The sequence below is a fragment of the Microbacterium sp. Nx66 genome, from assembly GCF_904066215.1.
Classification (GTDB): Bacteria; Actinomycetota; Actinomycetes; order Actinomycetales; family Microbacteriaceae; genus Microbacterium; species Microbacterium meiriae.
In genome coordinates this window covers 2,562,020-2,581,905 of record NZ_LR880474.1, presented here as the reverse complement: position 1 = coordinate 2,581,905, position 19,886 = coordinate 2,562,020, and the positions used below count along the sequence as shown (strand labels likewise).

Here is a 19,886-nt window from a genome sequence, read left to right as displayed (position 1 = left end):
CTCAGACGCCGATCAGCAACTCAGCCCCACCTCACTTCAACGTCTGGCCCATTGGGCACGATAAGACCCGGCGGTCTCAACCGATCAACGCACCACCTTCACTCCGAGGAACTCTAGCGTCGAGCTCAGCGGGGATCGTGGGTGCGCATGCGCACCGTGGCCCGTGTCCCTTGGGCGGGCTCGAGGACAGAGATCCGGGACGCGAGCCCGTCGATCACCGACGCGGGAGCTGGGATCCTCGCGGACTGCAGCGCGGTTCGGACCTCGTCTTCCGAGTGTCCGGCGTGCTGGTGCGCGATGGTGTTGAGCCGGTCCTCGACGGTGGCAGACTGGCCCTCGTTGATCCAGCGATCGACCTCATTCAGCGGCTTCGGCTTATGACGTCTCCACATGGATCGAGGCTAGGCCTCGCCCGAGCGTGCTGCCAGAGGTCGAGCACGTCCGACGGCGCGGTAGACGGTCGCGCGGGAGACCCCGAAGAGCTCGGCGATCTCGGCGGAGGTGTGGTTGCCGGCGTGGTGGAGGTCGACGAGGTGACGCTCCTGGGCAGGAGTGAGCTTGGGCTTGCGGCCCTTGAGCTTGCCCTTTGCCTTCGCGATGGCCATGCCTTCGCGGGTGCGGGCGCGGATCAGGTCAGCCTCGAACTCGGCGACCATCGCGAGCACGTTGAGCAGCAGCCGGCCAACCGGGTCGTTGGGGTCGTGGACGGTGCCTCCGATCTGCAGCCGGACGCCGTGGGTGGTGAGCTCGTCGACGATGTCGCGCGCGTCGCGGATCGAGCGGGCGAGGCGATCGAGCTTGGTCACCACGAGCGTGTCCCCGGACCGGGTCGCGGCCAGGGCCTCGCGGAGCCCGGGCCGGTCGCGGTGGGTGCCGGTCGCGCCCTGGTCGACGTAGACGCGTCTCGGGTCGACTCCCATCGTCTCGAGCGCTTGGCGTTGGGCGGTGAGGTCTTGTTCGGCGGTCGAGCAGCGTGCGTACCCGATGAGCGTCGCGGTCATGCCGTGAGTGTCGCAGATAGGCAGCCCTCACCGGCAGATTTTCGAGCGGGTCTATCGAGACAGTCGACATCAAGGTGCTGCCTCGCCGCGTGGGCGTGCGCGGGGTGTCTCGGTAGGGGATCGGCTTACGGCACGGCGGTATGGTCAAGCGGATTTCCGGGTGATGTCGGCCGTAGGTGGTCATGCAGCCCTCGACTCCTACCCGGGCGTCACCGCCTTTGTCCCTCACCTGCGTTGAGCCCGCATAGGGTTGGCTACGTGGACCAGGTCATCCTCATGTGCGGTCCGGCTGGATCGGGGAAGTCGACCTACGCGCGTGGCCTGGAGGCCCGGGGCTATGTCAGGGTCTCGTTCGACGGCGAGGCGTGGGCCCTCGGGCACCGGACCCACCCGATCGGCGACGACGCGCGCCAGGTCGTCAACGGAACGCTCCAGGACAAGCTCGTCGACTGTGTGAAGCAGGGGAAGGGCGTCGTCGTGGACTCCTCGTTCTGGTCCCGTGCCTCGCGCGATGAGTTCAGGCGGCTCTGCGCCCCCCTCGGCGTCGTCCCGGTCGTCTACTACCTGGACACCAGGCGGTCGATCCTCCTGGACAGGTTGGCCCAGCGCGAGAACTCCGGCCCGGACGACATCGCTGTGTCGCGCGAGCGAGCGATCGCGTACATCGACGGGTTCGAGACGCCCACACCTGAAGAAGGCCCACTCAGGATCGTCCACGTGACAAGCCCGATGTGATCGTGGCTGCGCCCAGACCGGCGCCACGCCCACGCTGGTCGCCCTCCTGACTCGAAGGGGTATCCCCGGTGGGCGGTCTCGCAGAGACACATCACAGTCGCCGATTCTCATTGCCTGCCCCGGCTTCATTCCTCAGCTACAGCTCGCACGCCTGCGTCGGATCTGCTCATCGACCGGCGCAATTCTCGAGCCGCCGCTGCGGTCTCAAGAAACCTCTCCGTCGGCGCCGCCCATTCAAGGACCTGCCGAGGCCGTTCGTTGAGGAGCCTCTCGATGCGTTCGAGCTCGTCGTTACTCGTCGCGTTCATGTTCGTGCGCCGCGGGAGGTACTGGCGCAGGAGGCGGTTAGTGTTCTCGTTGGTGCCGCGCTGCCACGGGCTGCGGGGGTCGCAGAAGTAGACCGGGGCGTCGATGAGTGCGCTGAGGAAGGCGTGGTCGGCCATCTCGCGGCCGCGGTCCCAGGTCAGGGACTTGCACATGCCGGGTGGGACGTTGAACAGGGCGCGGGCGACCGCGATGCTGACGTCCTTGGCCTTGATCCCGTCGGGCAGCGGCACGATCTTCAGGTAGCGGGTGGTGCGCTCGACGAGGGTCGCGACCGCGCTCGGGCGCTTGCCCATGACGAGGTCACCTTCCCAATGACCCGGCTCGAGCCGGTCGGTCACGGTGGCGGGGCGGTGGTGGATGGAGACCATGTCGCGCAGATGCCCTCGCCCGTGCGATCGCTTCACGAGCCGGGGCCGGCGCATCGTGCGACCGGACCGCAGCCGCTGGTACGTGCTCTTCGGCAGGTTCCGCGATGCCGGCAGATAGACAGCGCGGTAGATCGTCTCGTGCGAGACCCACATGCCCGGCTCGTGGGGATGTTCGCGGCGCAGCCACGCCGCGATCTGCTGCGGGGACCAGTCCAGCTCGAGCCGCGAGAGCACCACCGCCCGCAGCCGCTCGTCGCTCGCGAGACGCGGCACCCGCGACCGCCGGGCTTCGACGCGGGCACGCTCATCGGCGACCGTCGCACGGTAGGCGTCACGGCCGCCGTTGCGGGCGATCTCGCGCGAGACCGTCGACGCCGACCGCCCCAACCCTTCGGCGATCGCCCGGGCAGAAAGACCAGCAGCGATCCCACGCGAGATCTCTTCCCGCTCACCTGGACTCAGATGCCGTGGGGAGCGTCTCGGCAACGCGGGTCGCACCCCACCATGACGCAGCAAGTACCGGCGCACGTGATGCGACGGGACGCCGGCCCGATCGGCGATCCGCCGCAGTGACTCGCCCTCGCCCCATGCCTGCCACACGACGTCCTGTACTGCCGCTGGCAGCGACGTCACCACACTCATCCCAGCCTCCACGACAACGCATCATCGACCCTCGTGGTGCGTTGGTGGGTTGAGACCGCCCCCCCCTTATCCGGGCTATCGGCGTAAGTGACGAGGGTTCAGGTTGAAGGGTGTCACCGGCGCGCGCGTCGGTCCTGCCCCCGGACACTGCGGGACTTGCGCTGCTTTCAGCTAGGGCGTGTCTCCTAACCCTTGGGTGTGGTTGGGGCAGGGTTGAGGGCGTGTCGCGTACCTCTTCTCTCTCGGATGCCGAGTGGGCTCAGATCGAGCCAATGATGCCGGCCGCGTCGGCGAAGGGTGGCCGGCCGTTCCAGGATCATCGGCGGGTGGTCGAGGGCATCGTTTGGCCGTTCCGGACGGGATCGCCGTGGCGGGATCTGCCGGCAGAGTTCGGGCCGTGGCAGACGGCGTGGAAACGTCACCGCCGATTCAGTGGTGACGGGACATGGGACCAGATCTACGCGGCGATCCTTGCCGCCGCGGACGCTGCGGGCGAGATCGACTGGGCTGTGAGTGTGGATTCGACGATCAACCGTGCTCATCAGCACGCGACGAACCTCCCGCGCGACACAGGGGGATCTATCGAGTTACAAGAATCTGCGTAAGGAGCCACCTGACCATGCAATCGGCCGGTCACGGGGCGGTTTGAGTACGAAGATCCATCACCTCGTCGATGGTCACGGTCTCCCCCTGGTGGTGCTGGTCGGTCCCGGTCAGGCCGGTGATGCGCCGATGTTCCCGGTCCTGATGGAGCATCTCCGCGTCGCCCGCCGCGGACCAGGTCGACCGCGCACTCGTCCCGACCGGGTTCGTGGCGACAAGGCCTACTCGTCACGCGCGATCCGCACGCACCTGCGTGAACGCGGGATCGTCGCGGTGATCCCCGAACCGGCCGACCAGCGAGGGCATCGCGTGCGGCGCGGCTCCCGAGGCGGACGGCCGGTCAGCTACGACATCGCGGACTACAAGGGCCGCAATGTCGTCGAACGCGGCTTCAACGAAGGCAAACAGTGGCGCGGCCTCGCGACCCGCTACGACAAACTCGCCCTCAGCTACCGCGGCGGCGCCGTCCTACGAGCCATCACCCTCTGGCTCAAACGCTTAGGAGACACGACCTAGCACGTAGTCATTTTTTAAATGGCTTTCAAGCGGTATGCCCGAAAATGATGATCTCGGCTTGTACCGTTGGACATGTCCAACGGGCGGGTCCATAGATGAGTCGCGCCGCCCCTCCTGTAGATCGTGGTGTGTGATGTGGAGTCCGGAAGCAGCCCAGAGTTTCGGTGGCGTCGTCCGCGCGCGCCGAAAGGCGCTCGGAGTGACTCAGGAAATGCTCGCGAGCCGCGTGGGCATCACCAAGAACCAGCTCCAACTCATCGAAGTCGGTCGCTCGAGTAGCGCGAAGGACTCTACGGCACCGTCGAATCCACGCATGTCCACACTGACTGGTATCACCGCATCGTTCGGTCTGTCTGTCGCACAACTCATGGAGGAGTCGCGCCTATAGCTGACCAGCCGAGGGTTCCATCTGCGCTGAATCCGGAAGGCGGCGATGGCCGGCCACAGGGCGGACGCCACTCGTTCGGGGAGGTCGGCGGGGACGTCGCCGCCGAATCGGTTGAAGTCGGCGAAGTAGCTGCCGAAACACAGGCTGACGATGGTGTCGACATCGATGTCCGCACGCACAGCTCCGCGCTGCTGCAGGTCCTGGAGCACGTCGGTGAGTTCCTGGCACCGAGGTTGGTTTCCTTGCGCTCTCATCTGCTCGAGCAGGCCCGGCTCCCGCTCGGCCTCGGCCATGAAGTTCCCCAGGGTCACAAGCAGGGCGACGGGATTGCGGGATGCCTCACGCGCCGCCGGGGGGGCGACGGAGTGGGGCATCCCGCATGAGGTCTCCCCAGCCTCATCCTCAGAAGCCGGTCAGCGACGGAGACCCGACGCCATCCGGCCCCATCAGGATCCACCACCCATACATCCGGCGCAAGCGCTCGACCCTGGCAACCCCTGACGCCAGAAACGAAAGAGCCGCCCGCGGCTTCATTGCCCGGGCGGCTCCTCGTGTCGTAGATGAAGTCAGATCCTCGCGAGGATGTCCGCCTTCTTCGCCACGAACTCCTCCTCCGTCAGCACGCCGGCATCTCGCAACGCTGCGAGTTGCTGCAGCTGAGCGGTGAGGTCCGGAGCAGCGGCCGCCGGTGCGGGAGCAGCGGCGGGCGCCGCTGCCTGGACGACGACCGGCGCCGAGGCTTTCGCTTCCTGCTCCTGCATCGCTCCGAGGATCGCCGAGCGGAATTGCGCCGCCTCGTCCTTGCTCACTCGGAAGGTGATCGTGTTCACCACAGCGCCGGAAGACGTCTGCACGTCGACCGCGTAGTACATCAGTCCGTCCTTGCGGCTGGTGACATTGGTGACGTGCTTGAGCAGCACCATGTCGTGCTCGTCCGTGCCGCCCTTCACACCGGTCGCGAGCAGCGAAACGCCGGCTGTCAGGACGCCGGCGGTGATCTTCCCGCCGGAGACGCCCCGCGGGCGCTCCCACTCAAGCCGGTCAGGCCAGAGCCGCACCTTCGCGTTCTTGCCGTCGATGTGGCTCTCCAGTTCGATGATCGGCTGCGGTTCCGCCGCGGCGGGTGCAGCGACCGGAGCAGCAGTCGGGTCTGCGGCAGGGGCCGCGCCCGGGACTACGGACCGCGCCTTGTCTATGCCCGCCTGAGCTGCCTGCGAGGCAGCGTCCTTCACCTTGTCAAACAGGCCCATGATTCCTCCATGTTCAGGTCTCCTCAGCTGAGATTAGCGGACCCCCTGTGCACGCTCGCGTTCGTCGTTGGACCGGCCATCCAGCCGATATGCTCACGATGACCCGGCAGTGAGCTGTCCTCCCGGGGATCTGGGAGGGAGACCCGATGACGAACACTGGCGCGCGCCCTCAGGCTGCCACCGCATCCGAGACCGTGAAGCACGAGACGAAGACCGTCCAGACCGTCCGCGGCACCGAGAAGCTCATGATCTCCAAGTGGGAGAAGGACGGCTGGGAGCTGGTCAGCCAGAATCCCGGCAAGCTCCGCACCGAGCTGGTGTTCCGTCGGCCGAAGCCGCCCCTGCCGTGGAAGCTGTGCGCGATCATCGGCGGCGTGCTCGTGGTCCTGGGCGTCTTCATCGGCATCATGGCGACCATCGCCGGAGACAAGGACGACACCGCTGCGCCGGCGAGCACTCCGAGCACGGAAGCCGTCGCGCCGCGTGACGAACCGTCGACGGAGGCGGAAGAACCCGTCGCAAGTGCTCCTGCCGAGGAACCGACGCACACGATCGAGAACAACGCCGACCTCGCGTCTCTGCTCACAGGTCCCGCTGAAGGCCCCACCGTCGAGGCCTTCGCGCAGAAGTACTCCGGCCAGCTGATCGAGTTCGATGGCGCCATCGGAGCGATGAACAATCACGAGGGCTACACCACCCGGTACGACATCCTCATCGTCAGCGGCGACTACAGCGAGACCCACTCGAACGGCGGCCCCAGCTTCCAGTTCCGTGACGTCAACATCACGAACGACCTGCATCTCACAGGTGACGTCCCCGACACGCTCGGCGTTGGCGACAACGTCCACGTCATCGCTCGCGTCGGCTCGCTCGACGGTCAGCTGTTCCTTCTCGAGCCGGTGCAGACTAGCGTGCGTTGACTCCGCGACGTCCAGCGAAGCGAGGGCCGCCTCGGCCCATAGAATCAGGGCAAAGAAAAACCCCGGCTGCATGCCGACTCTTGTTCGACAGAGGCTTATGCCGGGGACTTCCCTGCCAGTGTATCCCGCCGAGGAGTGATCGTCCAGTGACCATACCCGCACATCACCTCGCGGCTCTGGACCGTTCCATCACGCCCGCGCGGATGACCACGTACATCAACACCGCAGCGGGTGACCACGCGCGTGCTCGGGACCTCTATCTGTGGGACCGTGAGCTCGCAGTCGGGTTCCTCGGTGATCTGGCTTTCCTGGAGGTGGCACTTCGAAACGCGATGAGCTCGCAGCTCGAAGCGAAGTGGGGTCCCACTTGGTATGAGAACAACAACATGCCGCTGGACGACCGATCCATGAACACGCTGAGCCAGGCCTGGTCACGGATCAACGGCGCAAAGACACCGGGAAAGCTCGTTGCTCAATGCATGTTCGGCTTCTGGCGTGGTCTCCTCGATAAGGGCGACCACGCTGGCAAGGCACCGCGACGTGTTCGTTGTGACTACGAAGTTCTCTGGCGCGGGGTTCTGGACAAGGCGTTTCCAGGAGGCCGAACCCAGGCGAAGAGCGACGGCCTTCGCTGGAACCGGGAGTACGCCCTCGCTGTCGTCACACGTGTGAATGAATTGCGGAATCGTGTGGCTCACCACGAACCGCTCGTAAATGGGATGCCGCTCCCAGGCCAGCACACACGTCTCACTGCGCAGCAAGCCCACGAAGACACTATGAGGTTGGCCGCGATGCTTGATCGCGATCTACATGCGTTTCTTGGCGCTCAGTCGTCAGTGCCCGCTTTGCTCGCGGGCAAGCCTTGACTCGTCAGCCATGAGCGCCCGTGCCTTCCGGCCTCTAGCGATCGATCCGCTCGGCGCCGGCGAGGAACACTCCGTCCAGGAGCTTCGTCGCGCCGAGGATCTCGAGGCCGAGCAGCATGCCTGACTGGTCGAAGTCGAGCACCACGGTGCCGCCGGCGATGTCGACAACCTCGTTGCGCACAGAGCGTCCGGACTCAGTCTCAGGGACCAGCGTGATGTAGGCCGCATCCACCTCGGCGTCGAAAGTCGTTCGCATGCTCGGAGCCTACGCGGCGACACAGACATCACGTCGCTGCAAACGCACAGCGTGGCTTACGACTTCAACGGCAGCGACCACGTACGCGCGCGCATGACGTCTCTAGGAAGCCACGTCGGCGCTTGTTGTGCAGCTCGTGTCACCGCGCTGAGCCTTAGATCCCGGACGAGGAACTCCGGCCCTGGCCGGACAAGCACAGCGCTCAATCACGCAGACGTCCCCTTGTCAACCCAGGCGCGGAAAGTCTGCCGTTGCTCGTCGCCCCACGTTCCGTCGCACGGCATGCTGCCGTCCTCTACGCGCTGAAGGATCGCGTCTGCGTGCTTGGACACATCATCGTAGGACCAGAGGTCGAATGCGAACCGCATCGCGTCTCGGTCCTTCTGGCGGAACAAGGGCTTGATCGTGCTGTCGAACACCATGGGGGTCGTCCTCTCGTCAGGAACTTTAGGGTCGTCTACCGGTTCGTGTCCGCTACGCACCGCGCCCCATCCGACTGGCAAGCTCAACGACGCGATTCGAGAAGCCCCACTCATTGTCGTACCAAGCGAAAATCTTCACCTGGTTGCCGATGACCTGCGTCAACGGAGCGTCAAAGATTGCGGAGTTCGAATTCCCCACGATGTCAGCTGAGACGATCGGCGCATCGGAGTACTGGACATACGAGGCGAGCGGGCCTGCCTCAGCTGCGGCGCGGAACGCCTCGTTCACCTGTGCCGCTGTAACCATCGAATCGAGATGTGCGGTGAGATCGGTGATCGACCCCACAGGCACCGGAACTCGAAGCGCAAGGCCCGTCAACTTGCCGTCAAGATCGGGAATGATCTTCCCGATCGTTCGAGCGGCACCTGACGACGTGGGAATCGTCGACAGCGCCGCTGCGCGAGCTCGTCGCATGTCTCTATGGGGCGAGTCATGGAGGCGCTGATCGGCCGTATACGCGTGCACGGTGGTCATCAGGCCCGAGACGATGCCGAAATGGTCGTGCAGAACCTTGGCCATCGGCGCGAGACAGTTGGTAGTGCACGACCCATTCGAGACGATCGGCTCCGCCCAGTCGATGGAATCATCGTTCACGCCAAGGACAACCGCAGGGACATCCTCGCTGGCCGGCGCAGAGATGACGACCTTCTTCGCCCCAGCGTCGAGATGTGCCGCTGCGCCGGCGCGATCGGTGAACCTTCCGGTCGATTCGATGACGACATCGACTCCCGCATCGGCCCAGGGAATCTTGCCCGGCTCGCGCTCGGAAGTAACTCGCAGACGGTGCTCTCCCACGATGATCTCATTTCCCTCGGCGCGCACCCCTTCGAGGTGGCCCGACACGGAGTCCCATTCCCTGTTGTGCACGTCCTCTCGTGGAGTGTTCTGCTGCGGTCGTGGAGTCAGTTGTAGGTGTAGAAGCCCTCGCCGGTGGCGACGCCGAGCTTGCCGTGGTCGATGTACTCGCTCTTCAGCCAGGCCGCGAGCGCCTGGTCCTTCTCTCCGCCGTGAGCGAGGATGTTATACGGGGTGGTCAGGCCGATGACATCGGTGATCTGGAAGGGTCCCATCGGCGCTCCCGTGCCGATCCGCCACACGTTGTCGATGTCCTTCGGCTCGGCGTACCCGCCGGCGGCGAGTGCGTACCCGGCATTGAGGAACGGCACCAGGAGCGAGTTGAGGACGTAGCCCGACTTCTCCTTGCGCACGGGGATCGGAACCATCCCGATATCGCCGGCGAAGGCGACGACATCGTCGAACACGGCCGGATCGGTGTCGGCGGTGCCCATCACCTCGGCGGTGTTGAACTTCCAGACCCGGTTCGCGAAGTGCAGCGCGAGGAACTTGGCGGGGCGTCCGGTGAAGTCTTTGAGGTCGCTGGGCAGAAGCGTCGACGAGTTGGTCGCGAAGATCGTCTTCTCCGGTGCGAGCTCGCCGAGCTTGCGGTAGGTGTCCTGCTTGATGGACAGCACCTCGGGGATCGCCTCGATGACCAGATCCGCGTCCGCGACCGCGTCGGCGAGGTCGGAGGAGAACCGGACGCGGGTAAGCGCCTCGTCCGCCTTCCCCTCAGCTGCCCCCGCGACTCCGTCGTCCTTGTAGGTGGTGACGAGAGCATCGAACCGCTTCTTGGCTGCCTCGATGACGTCGTTGCTGATGTCATATGCGGTGACCTGGAAGCCGTGGTAGGCGGTCTGGAAGGCGATCTGGGTGCCGAGGACCCCGGTTCCCAGGACGGTCACGTGTGTGATGTTGCTCATTGTCTTGTCTCCTTCATTTCTTCTCGAGCGGCCGATCGGGCCGCCGGGGTGTGGTGCAGCACGCCGGTCACGATGTGCGTGACCTGACGTCTGAGGTCGTCGATCGCGTCAGCCTCGGGGGTGTCCGAGGCCGTCATCCGAGCGATCGCGAGATGAGTGACGGCGAACAGCGAGGATCCTGCGACCCGTGCCTCTTCGTCGCTGAGGGTCGGCGCGGCGCGGCGCAGCGTGTCAGAGAGCGACTTCTCGAGCGTGAGGATCAACGCCATGCCCTCGGCTCGGAACTTCGCGTCGTGAGGCCCGAACAGCAGCTCCCGCTGGTACGCAGCACTGTTCTCCGGCTCCCGTGCGGCGGCGGCGACGAGCGGGCACAGGCGGGCGAAGACCGCGGCGGAAGGATCCGGCGTCGACGCCGCACGCGCGGCGCCTTCATCTATCGACGACCGGAGTGCCTCGTTGTAGACCATGAGCAGCAACTCGCTCTTGGTCGCGGCGTAGCGGAACAGGGTCCCCGCGGCGACCCCGGCCGCAGCGGACACCTCCTGCGTTGTCACCGCGGAGAAGCCCCGCGTACGCAACAGGTCAGACGCGACGCGGAAGATCCGCTCTCGCTTGAGCCGCATGTTCTGCTCGCGGCGCGGCTCCATTCCCCCCACGCCCGGACGCCGTCCGTGCTCTGACAGCTGCTGCATCCCGCTCACACGAATGAGCGTACTCATTTTCTTGCGGACCGCAAGGAGGGCGTGCGCACATGATCGGCGATAGGCCACCTCGGTAACGTGCACAGAGCTGTGCAAACTGTGTATGCTTGCGGGCGTGCGGATGAGCTGGCGGGTTTTCACAAGGGACGTCACCCGGCTGTTCCGTGTCCGGAAGGCGTGGATCATCGTGATCGGCGTGTTGATCACTCCGGCGTTGTATGCGTGGTTCAACATCAACGCATTCTGGGATCCGTACGCGAACACTGAGAGCATTCGCGTCGCAGTGGCGAACCTCGACGAGGGCGCATCGTCGGAGCTGACCGGGGCGCTGAATGTCGGTGATCAGGTCAGTGCGCAGCTCGAGGAGAACGATCAGCTCGGCTGGGTCTTCATGGGCGAGGAGGAGGCCGCCGAGGCCGTCCGGCGCGGTGACGTGTACGCCGCCATCGTCATCCCCGCAGACTTCAGCGAGGACCTCCTCAGCATCACCAGCGGCGAGTTCACCCAGCCGGCGCTGCAGTACTACGTCAACGAGAAGGCCAGCGCGATCGCGCCGAAGATCACCGATGTCGGCGCGTCTCAGCTTGGCCGGCAGATCACGGCCGCTTTCACGGAGCAGGTCGCCCTGGCTGCGACAGACGCGGTGAGGGATGCGGGGGATGACGTGGAGTCGCGGTTGCTGACCGCGAAAGACGACGCGCTGAACACCTTCGACAGTACCTCGCAGTCACTGGCATCGACGCGGAGCAGTATCACCGACCTCCAGGACGGAATCGCCGGTTCTCGCGCGACGCTGTCGGCCGCCCAGGACACGCTCACGGATGTCGATTCGACGCTGGCGGACGTTCAGCAGGCCACAGCGGAAGCGCAGTCGACCATCGCCGACGCACAGGAGCAGGTGATCGGGTTCACCGATGCCGCAACGGCCGCGTACCTCACAGGCACGACACTGCTCGCGGATGCCTCCGCCTCCGCGAACTCCTCGATCACCCAGGTGACGGGGGCTCTGACTGCTGCAGGGCTGCGGGTGGACGCGGCGATCGACAACGTCGAGACCGTTCTCAAGGCGAACGAGGCCGCGATCGCGCAGGTGCAGGCTTTGATGAATGACTTCGATCTGGATCCTGAGACGCAGCAGCGTCTGTCCGGGGTGATTGAGGCGCTGCAGGAGCGAAACGCTGCCGATCAGCAGCTCCTCGCGGATCTGTCGCAACTGAGCGCCAGCACCGGCGACACCATCCAGGGGCTGCAGGCGGCTGCAGATGCCGTCGACGAGGCGGTCCAGGGCACCCAGACTGCGGCATCCGATCTGCGGACGGTGCTCACCCAGAACCTTCCGGCGCTGAACAGCGCGATGGCCCGCCTGTCCTCCAGCGCGGGAGAGTTCTCGGCGGCGGTCGCCTCACAGCGGCAAGTACTCACCCAAGTCGGCGGCCTGCTGCGCAGCGCGGATACGCAGTTGGCATCCACCTCGACGGCGCTCGACAGCTTCGACGCCGACATCGCCGGCGTCGAGTCGAACCTGCAGGCCGCGCGCACCGATATCGAAGCGGTCGCCGCCGCAGCGGAGTGGGGTGCGCTCGGCACGATCACCGAACTGGACGCGGACGACATCGCCCGCTTCATCGCCTCGCCCGTCGTCGTCGAGGAGCAGACGATGTTCCCGGTGTCCTCCTACGGGTCCGCGATGGCGGCACTGTTCACGAACCTGTCGCTGTGGATCGGTGCATTCGTGCTGATGGTGATCTTCAAGATCGAGGTCGACACAGAAGGTGTTGAGGGCGTCACGGTCCGCGAGGCCTACCTGGGACGCTTCGGCCTGTTCGCGCTGCTCGCTGTCGGGCAGGCGCTGGTGGTCTCGATCGGGAACCTCATCATCGGTGTCCAGACCGTGAGCGCCGTCGCCTTCGTGGGGACCGCTGTGCTGATCGCCTTGGCGTACGTGAGCATCATCTACGCGCTCTGCGTCGCGTTCGGGCATGTGGGGAGAGGTCTGTGCATCCTGCTGGTGATCATGCAGATCCCAGGCGCATCAGGGTTGTACCCGATCGAGCTGATGCCCGACTTCTTCCGCGCGATCTATCCGCTGCTGCCGTTCTCCTACGGCATCGACGCAATGCGGGAGACGATCGCAGGGTTCTACGGTGGCCACTACTGGCGGTTCCTTGGAGCACTCGCCGTCTTCGTCGCCCTCGCGTTCCTCGTCGGGCTGGTCCTGCGGCGCAGACTCGCCAGCTTCCACATCCTGTTCAACCGCGAGGTCGCCGCAACCGACCTGCTGATCGGCGAGAACGTCCAGGTCGCCGGCAGCGGCTACCGGCTGAGCGAGATCATCCACGCACTCTCGAACCGCAGCGCCTACCGGGACGAGCTCACCCGCCGGGCCCGCCCGTTCACACACCGTTACCCTGTGCTGCTGCGAGCGTCCCTGATCGTCGGACTGGCGGGGCTGGCGCTGCTCGCCGTCGCCGCTCTCACGTTCGCCGACGCCAAAGCGCTCCTGCTGGGCATAGGAACCCTCTGGTGCCTTCTGGTCATCGGGTTCCTCGTCGCCATCGAGTACGCCAGATGGAGCTTCGCGCGAGCGGGAGAGATCGCTGAGCTCGATGACGCCGAGCTGCGCCAGGCGGTCTTCGCCGGTGGTGCGCAGGCGCACGCCACCGTCGCCTCCTCAGAGGCGCGCACGGCACACGAGTCCGTTCCCGGCGCGCAGCACCTGCTCGCGGAGGATCTGAGCTCCGGTGATCCCCTCGAGTGGAGCCCGTCCGCGGACGTCGCTGCCACCGGTGACGCGGATGAGTACGCCCCTGACGACACGGATGATGTCGTGGCGAAGTGGTTCCGGGACGAGCCCGCAGCCGACGACTCGGTCGAGGCTCACGACTCCGCCCACGCGGACGCTGGCGTGCCCGAGCCGACGACCACAGACGCGGCGCCCCACGATGAGCCCGCGGAATCGGATGAGAACGAGGGCGTAGCGCAGCAAGAGGATGACGGCCCTGCGGAGAAGGGGGAGCAGCCGTGAGGGTCATCCTGCGACTGGTGGGACGCGACGTACGTCACGCGACACGGAACCTGATGGCGTGCATCGTCGTCTTCGGTCTCGTCGTGATCCCGTCGCTGTTCACCTGGTTCAACGTGATCGCCAGCTGGGATCCGTTCGCGAACACCAGCAACCTGAAGGTCGCCGTCGCCAGCACCGACACCGGCTACGAAAGCGACCTGATTCCGGTCCGGATCAACGTCGGCGAACAGGTCCTGTCCGCGCTGCGCGCCAACGACGATCTGGACTGGGTCATCACGACCGAAGACGACGCGATCGACGGCACGAAGTCGGGAGCGTACTACGCAGCGATCGTGCTTCCGCCATCCTTCAGCACCGACATGATGACGTTCTACGTCGACGACGCAGAGCACACCGACATCGCGCTCTACACCAATGAGAAGAAGAACGCCCTCGCTCCCAAGATCACCGGACAGGGTGCCGATGGTGTGTCCGCGCAGATCACCGAGACGTTCACCCAGACCCTCAGCGAGATCGCGCTCAGCCTGCTCTCCTCCCTGTCCGACTACCTCACCGACGACGACACCCAGGCCGCACTGACCCGGCTCCAAGCCCGCGCGGCCAGCCTGTCGACGCAGCTGCGGTCGAGTGCGCAGACCGCCGACATGTTCTCCGCCCTCTTCGACTCCAGCATCCCCGTGGTGAACAGCGCGTCCCGACTCGTCGACACGGCAGGAAGCGCGTTCAGCGACGCCTCCGACGCAGTCGGCAGCGGAAGCGACGCGGTCGAGTCCCTCGCCTCCGCTCTGCGCACCGCCACCCAAGGAGTCTCCGACGCGCTGTCCGCGACGACCGACAGCTACAACGCGGTCGGTGATCGCATCGACGACCTCTACGCGGACATCGACGCCCTCAACGGCGACCGCGTGACGGTGCTCACTGACCTCGCGGCACGAGTGCAAGACCAGATCGACCGATACCACACCATCCGCGACACCCTCGACACCCAGGTCCGGCCCACGCTGCCCGAGGCCGCGGAAGGCACCCTGGACACCGTCATCGCCGCCCTCGACGACGCGATCGCCCGGCAGCAGGCCGTGCATGACAGCCTCGTCCAAGCGGCACAGGACATCCAGGACGACAACGCCTCCGCTCAGGACTCCCACCAGGAGATCCTCGCCACGATCGCCGAAGCGAAGACTGCCGTGCAGAACGCACAGAGCGCATACACCGACGGACTGAAGCCGCAACTGGACCTTCTGTCTTCGACGCTCTCGCGGCTCGACTCCGACATCTCCGTCGTGCGCAGCGACCTGACCCGGCTGTCCTCGAGCTTGTCCGGATCATCGGACTCCGTGCTCGCCGTCATCGACCGGGGCAAGACCGTCGCAAACGGGATGTCCACCTCACTGCGCGAACTGGCCGACCGATTCGACGAACTCGATCAGGCGCTCGGAACCGCAGCCGACACGGGTGATCTCAGCGAACTCCGCGACATCATCGGAGGCGACCCCGGCGTCCTCGCCACCTCACTGGCCGAACCCGTCCGGGTCGACCGCACCGCAGTGTTCCCGGTCGCCGGATTCGGCGCGGCCATGGCACCGCTCTACACAATTCTCGCGCTCTGGGTCGGAGCGTTGCTGATGACGGTCACGATCCGTGTCGACGTCAACAGCAACACGCTTCCCGGCACCCCCGAACTTGCCCCGACCCAGAAGTACCTCGGACGGTACGGCATCTTCGGCCTCGTCGGCCTGGCCCAGAGCACACTCCTCACCCTCGGGCTCATCCTGTTCGTCCGGATCGAGCCCGCGCACCCACTGCTCATGATCCTCGCCGGATGGATCATCTCCCTCGTCTTCACCCTCATCGTCTACACCGCGGTCGTCGCGTTCGGCAACGCCGGAAAGGCACTGTCCGTGCTCCTACTCGTCATCCAGATCTCCGGCTCCGGCGGCGCGTACCCCCTCCAGCTGCTGCCCGACTGGTTCCAGAACATCAGTCCATTCCTGCCGGCGACCTACGCGATTCAGGCCATGCGATCGGCGATTGCCGGCGTCTACGCAGGGGACTACTGGATCTCTCTCCTCCTGCTCGCCCTCTTCATCGTCCCGGCCCTGCTGCTCGGCCTGGTGCTGCGGCGGCCCCTGATCGCATACAACCGGGGCCTGTCGGAAGCGCTTGAATCCACCAAGCTCATGTGAGCGTCCGCGAGAGGTGATCATGTCTACACGAGAGTCCATGGCCTGGCCGGACTCGGTTCCTGCACGCGAGCGCAGAAGTGACGCCACAACCAACCACAAAGCACTCCTCCACGCAGCGCAGATCGTGCTCGCCGAGAATCCCCAGGCCTCCCTCGACACCATCGCGCAAGCAGCTGGCCTGTCACGACGTGCCCTCTACGGCCACTTCGCCGACCGTGAGACTCTGCTGAGAGAGGTCATCGCGCTCGGCGCTGAGCGGTTCAATACAATCGCCGAGATCATCGACGACATCGACCCGCGCGTCGCTCTGGCCCGCCTCGCCGCAGGTCTCTGGCGCGAAGCCTCCGCAGTACGCGCCGCCGCCAACATCGCCCTCAGCGAAGCCCATGTCTCGGAGACAGTCCGTTCACTCGCGCCTCTTCGACGACGTGTCCGCGAACTCACCGATGCCGGCATAGCAGCGGGGGCTTTCCGACGAGACGTTTCGCCCGAAGTCCTCGCCATCCTGATCGAAGAGACAGCCCGCGCCACATTGCGCCAGACTCGCCTAACAGGAAGCAACCCGTCGGTCATCGCCCGAGTCGTGCTCAGCATCGTCGGCCTGTCATGGACCGAGCAGGCCGCGCTCATCGCGTCGAACCCGGACATCGTGGCCTGAGCGTCACCCGTCGGATGCGCGCAGGCGGGCCCGCAACGGCGGCATGCAGCTCTCTCGGGCGATCCAGTTCATGCGGGATGTTCGAGGCTCGCGCGCGTAGTCGGGCGGAAGATCGCTTTCGACGAGCCTACGACGCGTAACGTCCGGCGCCTGCGCAACCATCCGGAGCCTGACCCGGTTTCCCGGACGGTTTCTTTGTGTTGATCATGCCGCGGTTGCGGCGGGGATGTGAAGTCTCTCGAACTCCACGGGGCTGAGGTTGCCGAGAGCGGTGTGCCGACGGGTCGGGTTGTAGAAGCCCTCGATCCACTCGAACATCGCTGACGACAGTTCCGTTTTCGAGGTCCAGCTCGATCGGTCGAGAAGTTCGCGTTGCATGCTCGACCAGAACGACTCGATGAGCGCGTTATCGACGCTGGAGGCGACGCGGCCCATCGAGCCGAGCAGGCCGGCTTGCCTGAGCCGGTGGCCGAAGAGCCAGGAGGTGTATTGCGCTCCTCGATCCGCATGGACCACGGTTCCAGGCTCGGGGCGGCGTCGCCAGCGGGCCATCTCGAGCGCGTCGACGACGATCTCGGCGGTGATCCGGTCTGAGATCGACCAGCCGACGATACGACGTGAGAACGCGTCGATGACGGCGGCGCAGTAGACCCACCCGTCTTTCGCGCGATGCTGCGTGATGTCACAGAACCAGAGCCTGTTCGGCTCGGACGCGCGGAACTGTCGCTTCACGAGGTCCTCGTGCGTCGCAGTGTCCGGCTTCCACCCGCGGCGTTTGCGACGGTGGGAGACGCCGGTGAGGCCGTCGAGGCGCATGAGCCGGGCGACTCGTTTCTTGCCGACGTGAACGCCGAGCCCGAGCCGCAGTTCGGCCAGCACCCGCGGAGCACCATAGGTGCCTCGGGAGTCACGGTGAACCTTTCGGATCGTCAACGTGAGCGCCTCGTCCGCGATCGCTCGTGGCGATGGTGGACGAGATGCCCACTCGTAGTAGCCGGACGTCGAGACGTTCAGGAACCGGCAGGCCACCGCGACGGGAACACCATCAGCGGCGAGTTGGACAGTGCCCATCTGCCGTCCATCCGCAACCTCGCGCCACTGGGTCTCTATCTGTCTGCTGTTCCAGATCGGTCGACGACCCTCTTTCACACGACAATCCGGGTGGCCATCTTGAGCGCAGGCGACCGCTGAAGTAGTAAGTTCTCGCTGTGGGATGCCGTCACTGGGGCGGTCTCGAAGGGGAGCATCGTGGGTGGAGCTGCAGCGGGCTGGTATGCGAATGGGCCAGCGTGGGAAACGTACTGGGACGGCACGCAGTGGCTTGATCAGCACCGACAGGTCGCATCTCCAGACAAAATCGACACAGGTCCCATCCACCAGCCGACGACGACGACAACAACGGCAACGGCAACTACGCAGTCGATGGAGGCGCTCGTAGAACCGCAACCTCAACCAGAGGCCGAACTCTTCCCGTTCGCCGCATCCGGCGTAATCATCGATATTCGACCCGAGGGTATACACCTCGAGGGGACCACATGGCTTGGCCGCGGGCTCGTCGGCGATAAGCCGCGGGTTGTGCCGTGGGATGACATCTCGACGCTCGAAGTCATGACCACCGGAATCCGCATCCGCGAGGGTCGCAAAGCGATGCTAATCGGTGTGCCCTCCAAGTTGACTGCCCAATCCCCCCTCGTTGTAGAACGCCTCGCGCGGGAGTTCGAGACAGCCACCGGCCGGACCCTCTCGACAGGCAAAGTGACGCGCGCCGAAAAGACGGCAGCCGTAGAGGACGTATTCCGAAGGGCACTGTCTCGCAAGGTAGAAGCGATCGGAACAGTCATTAAGAGCGGCGATCACTCCGCAGAAGTCGCGATGTCGCATGCGCTATTGGTGTGGTCCAAAGCCCAGAAGATCAAGGGTGGCGTCGAGTTGGCGACTAGTGAGCTCGACAAACTGCGCCGATCGCTGGGAGCACACGTCCCCACAGTGGTCGGGATCGTCGTCTCCGCGAACTTCTCCCCGAATCTGACGGTGTTCGATGACCGCGTTCATCGGGGTGCGGAGGCGCGCCCGATCGACGCGTTCACGCAGGCGCAGGTGTTCCTCGACGGGCAGGTCCAGGTCACGTCGCGCCCATCGATGACAGCAGGTCTCATCGGGTCGGTGCTCCCGGGCACCGCCCTCCTTCCCGCGTTGGCGTTCGGGAAGAAGGAGAAGACGGACACTCGACAAGCCGAGTTCCACGTCGGCTCGCGCGATTGGACTTTCTCAATGAGCATCCCGGTCCAGAGCGTTGGATCTGCTCGATCGATCGCTCAGCGGATCAATGCGATCGCGGACGGGATGGAGCGAGACGCTCGCTCGTCGCAGATCTCTTCGTCGCCCCCGGTGACGCCATCGCTGAGCGACGATGCCGACCTCACCAGTCAGATTGAGCGCATTGTGGCCCTAGAACGTTCAGGCGCAATCACGGCGGAACAGGCGACGGCGATGAAGGCACGAATAATCGGTCTATAGAGCGGCGTCCTCCGCCCTGGAAAGGCCCTGCGCCGCGACGGCGCCGCCCCGCGTCATCACTCCAAGAGACGGCTTCTGTGCCCTCGATGGCTCGGCCCTCGTCTCACTTCAAGGTCTTGCCTCATAGGCCCCGATAACTTCAGTTATCCGGACTATCGCGTGTCGACTCCGACGGCGACTCCCGTTAGGTCCTGCGATTCCCTGAACACGCCCGCCAGGAGGCAGTCTTCGCTGGAGCGACTGAAAGGCTTTCGTTCCATGCGATGGAAGTTCCCGTCGCGAGTCGGGCCGGGCACGGCCAAGCGCCACCCGGCTCTAGCAACGACTCTCATGCCAGCCAGGTGGGGCGACGCGGGTTGTAGGAGCATGAAAGGCTTTCATCTGCGAGCGGCTTCGCCTGGGGCATGCGGGCGGGTCGTGGACTGCGAGGCTCTAAGAAAGGCCTTCGTTCCAGGCCTTTAAGAAGGGCTTTCGTGCCTAACTTACGAGAAAGACTCTCGTAAGTTAGGCGTGCCTGGAAGGCTTACGTGAAAGGCTTTCGTTTGAGGCGTGCCTGGAAGGCTTATGTGAAAGGCTTTCGTTTGAGGCGTGCCTGGAAGGCTTACGTGAAAGGCTTTCGTTCGAGGCGTGCCTGGAAGGCTTATGTGAAAGGCTTTCGTTCGAGGCGTGCCTGGAAGGCTTACGTGA

Annotated in this window: 19 protein-coding genes and 1 pseudogene; 9 read left to right on the top strand and 11 right to left on the bottom strand. The window is 65.3% G+C overall.

Annotated elements, in window-relative coordinates:
* Window positions 1-125: 125 nt before the first annotated feature.
* Together MICNX66_RS12365 and MICNX66_RS12360 are read right to left on the bottom strand one after the other, a co-directional pair.
* Window positions 126-392, bottom strand: a complete 267-nt coding sequence (locus MICNX66_RS12365; protein ID WP_187662128.1) for a hypothetical protein — start codon at window positions 390-392, stop codon at window positions 126-128.
* 9 nt (window positions 393-401) lie between these two features.
* Complete coding sequence (locus MICNX66_RS12360; protein ID WP_171467210.1) at window positions 402-1,001, bottom strand: recombinase family protein; 600 nt, start codon at window positions 999-1,001, stop codon at window positions 402-404.
* Window positions 1,002-1,259: 258 nt separating this feature from the next.
* On the opposite strand from MICNX66_RS12360, the gene MICNX66_RS12355 reads away from it, so the two are divergent.
* Entirely contained in the window at window positions 1,260-1,736 is a 477-nt protein-coding gene (locus tag MICNX66_RS12355; RefSeq protein ID WP_232089073.1) for an AAA family ATPase, read from the top strand.
* A gap of 125 nt (window positions 1,737-1,861) precedes the next feature.
* Here the strand turns inward: MICNX66_RS12355 and MICNX66_RS12350 are convergent, their stop codons facing one another.
* Entirely contained in the window at window positions 1,862-3,073 is a 1,212-nt protein-coding gene (locus MICNX66_RS12350) for an IS30 family transposase (RefSeq protein WP_187662127.1), read from the bottom strand.
* 221 nt (window positions 3,074-3,294) lie between these two features.
* Between MICNX66_RS12350 and MICNX66_RS12345 the strand changes: the two genes are divergently transcribed.
* Together MICNX66_RS12345 and MICNX66_RS17060 are read left to right on the top strand one after the other, a co-directional pair.
* A protein-coding gene (locus tag MICNX66_RS12345; protein ID WP_232089072.1) for an IS5 family transposase occupies window positions 3,295-4,192 on the top strand; the annotation gives its coding sequence in 2 pieces (ribosomal slippage) (window positions 3,295-3,630 and window positions 3,632-4,192; 897 coding nt in all).
* 34 nt (window positions 4,193-4,226) lie between these two features.
* Window positions 4,227-4,418, top strand: a pseudogene (locus MICNX66_RS17060) (hypothetical protein); the annotation flags it as partial.
* Here the strand turns inward: MICNX66_RS17060 and MICNX66_RS12340 are convergent.
* Both MICNX66_RS12340 and MICNX66_RS16800 read right to left on the bottom strand, forming a co-directional pair.
* A complete protein-coding gene (locus MICNX66_RS12340; RefSeq protein ID WP_197971846.1) occupies window positions 4,397-4,873 on the bottom strand; it encodes a TetR-like C-terminal domain-containing protein in 477 nt (158 codons plus the stop codon). The pseudogene MICNX66_RS17060 and the gene MICNX66_RS12340 sit on opposite strands and share 22 nt — an antisense overlap.
* Before the next feature lie 273 nt (window positions 4,874-5,146).
* Window positions 5,147-5,830, bottom strand: a complete 684-nt coding sequence (locus MICNX66_RS16800; RefSeq protein WP_197971845.1) for an SHOCT domain-containing protein — start codon at window positions 5,828-5,830, stop codon at window positions 5,147-5,149.
* A 146-nt stretch (window positions 5,831-5,976) separates the two neighbouring features.
* Between MICNX66_RS16800 and MICNX66_RS12330 the strand changes: the two genes are divergently transcribed.
* Entirely contained in the window at window positions 5,977-6,750 is a 774-nt protein-coding gene (locus tag MICNX66_RS12330; RefSeq protein WP_187662125.1) for a DUF4839 domain-containing protein, read from the top strand.
* A 203-nt stretch (window positions 6,751-6,953) separates the two neighbouring features.
* Entirely contained in the window at window positions 6,954-7,616 is a 663-nt protein-coding gene (locus tag MICNX66_RS12325; RefSeq protein WP_197971844.1) for a hypothetical protein, read from the top strand.
* Window positions 7,617-7,650: 34 nt separating this feature from the next.
* Here MICNX66_RS12325 and MICNX66_RS12320 read toward each other — a convergent pair whose 3' ends face one another.
* The 5 genes from MICNX66_RS12320 to MICNX66_RS12300 form a co-directional block, all read right to left on the bottom strand.
* On the bottom strand, window positions 7,651-7,872 hold the full coding sequence (locus MICNX66_RS12320) for a DUF2283 domain-containing protein (protein ID WP_187662123.1): 222 nt from the start codon (window positions 7,870-7,872) through the stop codon (window positions 7,651-7,653).
* Between the two features lie 206 nt (window positions 7,873-8,078).
* Window positions 8,079-8,294 carry a hypothetical protein gene (locus MICNX66_RS12315; RefSeq protein WP_187662122.1) on the bottom strand — a complete coding sequence of 72 codons (216 nt, stop codon included), beginning with the start codon at window positions 8,292-8,294 and terminating at the stop codon, window positions 8,079-8,081.
* 52 nt (window positions 8,295-8,346) lie between these two features.
* Window positions 8,347-9,222 carry a type I glyceraldehyde-3-phosphate dehydrogenase gene (locus tag MICNX66_RS12310; RefSeq protein ID WP_269474802.1) on the bottom strand — a complete coding sequence of 292 codons (876 nt, stop codon included), beginning with the start codon at window positions 9,220-9,222 and terminating at the stop codon, window positions 8,347-8,349.
* Between the two features lie 35 nt (window positions 9,223-9,257).
* Window positions 9,258-10,115 (bottom strand): 3-hydroxyacyl-CoA dehydrogenase, encoded by an 858-nt coding sequence (locus MICNX66_RS12305; protein WP_187662121.1) that lies wholly within the window; start codon window positions 10,113-10,115, stop codon window positions 9,258-9,260.
* Window positions 10,112-11,050, bottom strand: a complete 939-nt coding sequence (locus MICNX66_RS12300) for a TetR/AcrR family transcriptional regulator (protein ID WP_232089070.1) — start codon at window positions 11,048-11,050, stop codon at window positions 10,112-10,114. The genes MICNX66_RS12305 and MICNX66_RS12300 overlap by 4 nt, the downstream gene beginning before the upstream one ends.
* Between MICNX66_RS12300 and MICNX66_RS12295 the strand changes: the two genes are divergently transcribed.
* From MICNX66_RS12295 to MICNX66_RS12285, 3 genes are read left to right on the top strand one after another with little or no spacing between them, the layout of a single operon-like run.
* A complete protein-coding gene (locus MICNX66_RS12295; RefSeq protein ID WP_232089069.1) occupies window positions 11,013-13,841 on the top strand; it encodes a YhgE/Pip domain-containing protein in 2,829 nt (942 codons plus the stop codon). The two genes, MICNX66_RS12300 and MICNX66_RS12295, sit on opposite strands and share 38 nt — an antisense overlap.
* On the top strand, window positions 13,838-16,024 hold the full coding sequence (locus MICNX66_RS12290) for a YhgE/Pip domain-containing protein (RefSeq protein WP_187662119.1): 2,187 nt from the start codon (window positions 13,838-13,840) through the stop codon (window positions 16,022-16,024). Before MICNX66_RS12295 ends, MICNX66_RS12290 begins: the two co-directional genes overlap by 4 nt.
* A 37-nt stretch (window positions 16,025-16,061) precedes the next feature.
* Window positions 16,062-16,682, top strand: coding sequence for a TetR/AcrR family transcriptional regulator (locus tag MICNX66_RS12285; RefSeq protein ID WP_187662118.1), 621 nt, complete (start codon window positions 16,062-16,064; stop codon window positions 16,680-16,682).
* Between the two features lie 204 nt (window positions 16,683-16,886).
* Here the strand turns inward: MICNX66_RS12285 and MICNX66_RS12280 are convergent, their stop codons facing one another.
* A complete protein-coding gene (locus MICNX66_RS12280; RefSeq protein ID WP_187662117.1) occupies window positions 16,887-17,753 on the bottom strand; it encodes an IS3 family transposase in 867 nt (288 codons plus the stop codon).
* A 177-nt stretch (window positions 17,754-17,930) separates the two neighbouring features.
* Between MICNX66_RS12280 and MICNX66_RS12275 the strand changes: the two genes are divergently transcribed.
* Window positions 17,931-19,199, top strand: a complete 1,269-nt coding sequence (locus MICNX66_RS12275; protein ID WP_187662116.1) for a DUF2510 domain-containing protein — start codon at window positions 17,931-17,933, stop codon at window positions 19,197-19,199.
* Window positions 19,200-19,886: the final 687 nt, after the last annotated feature.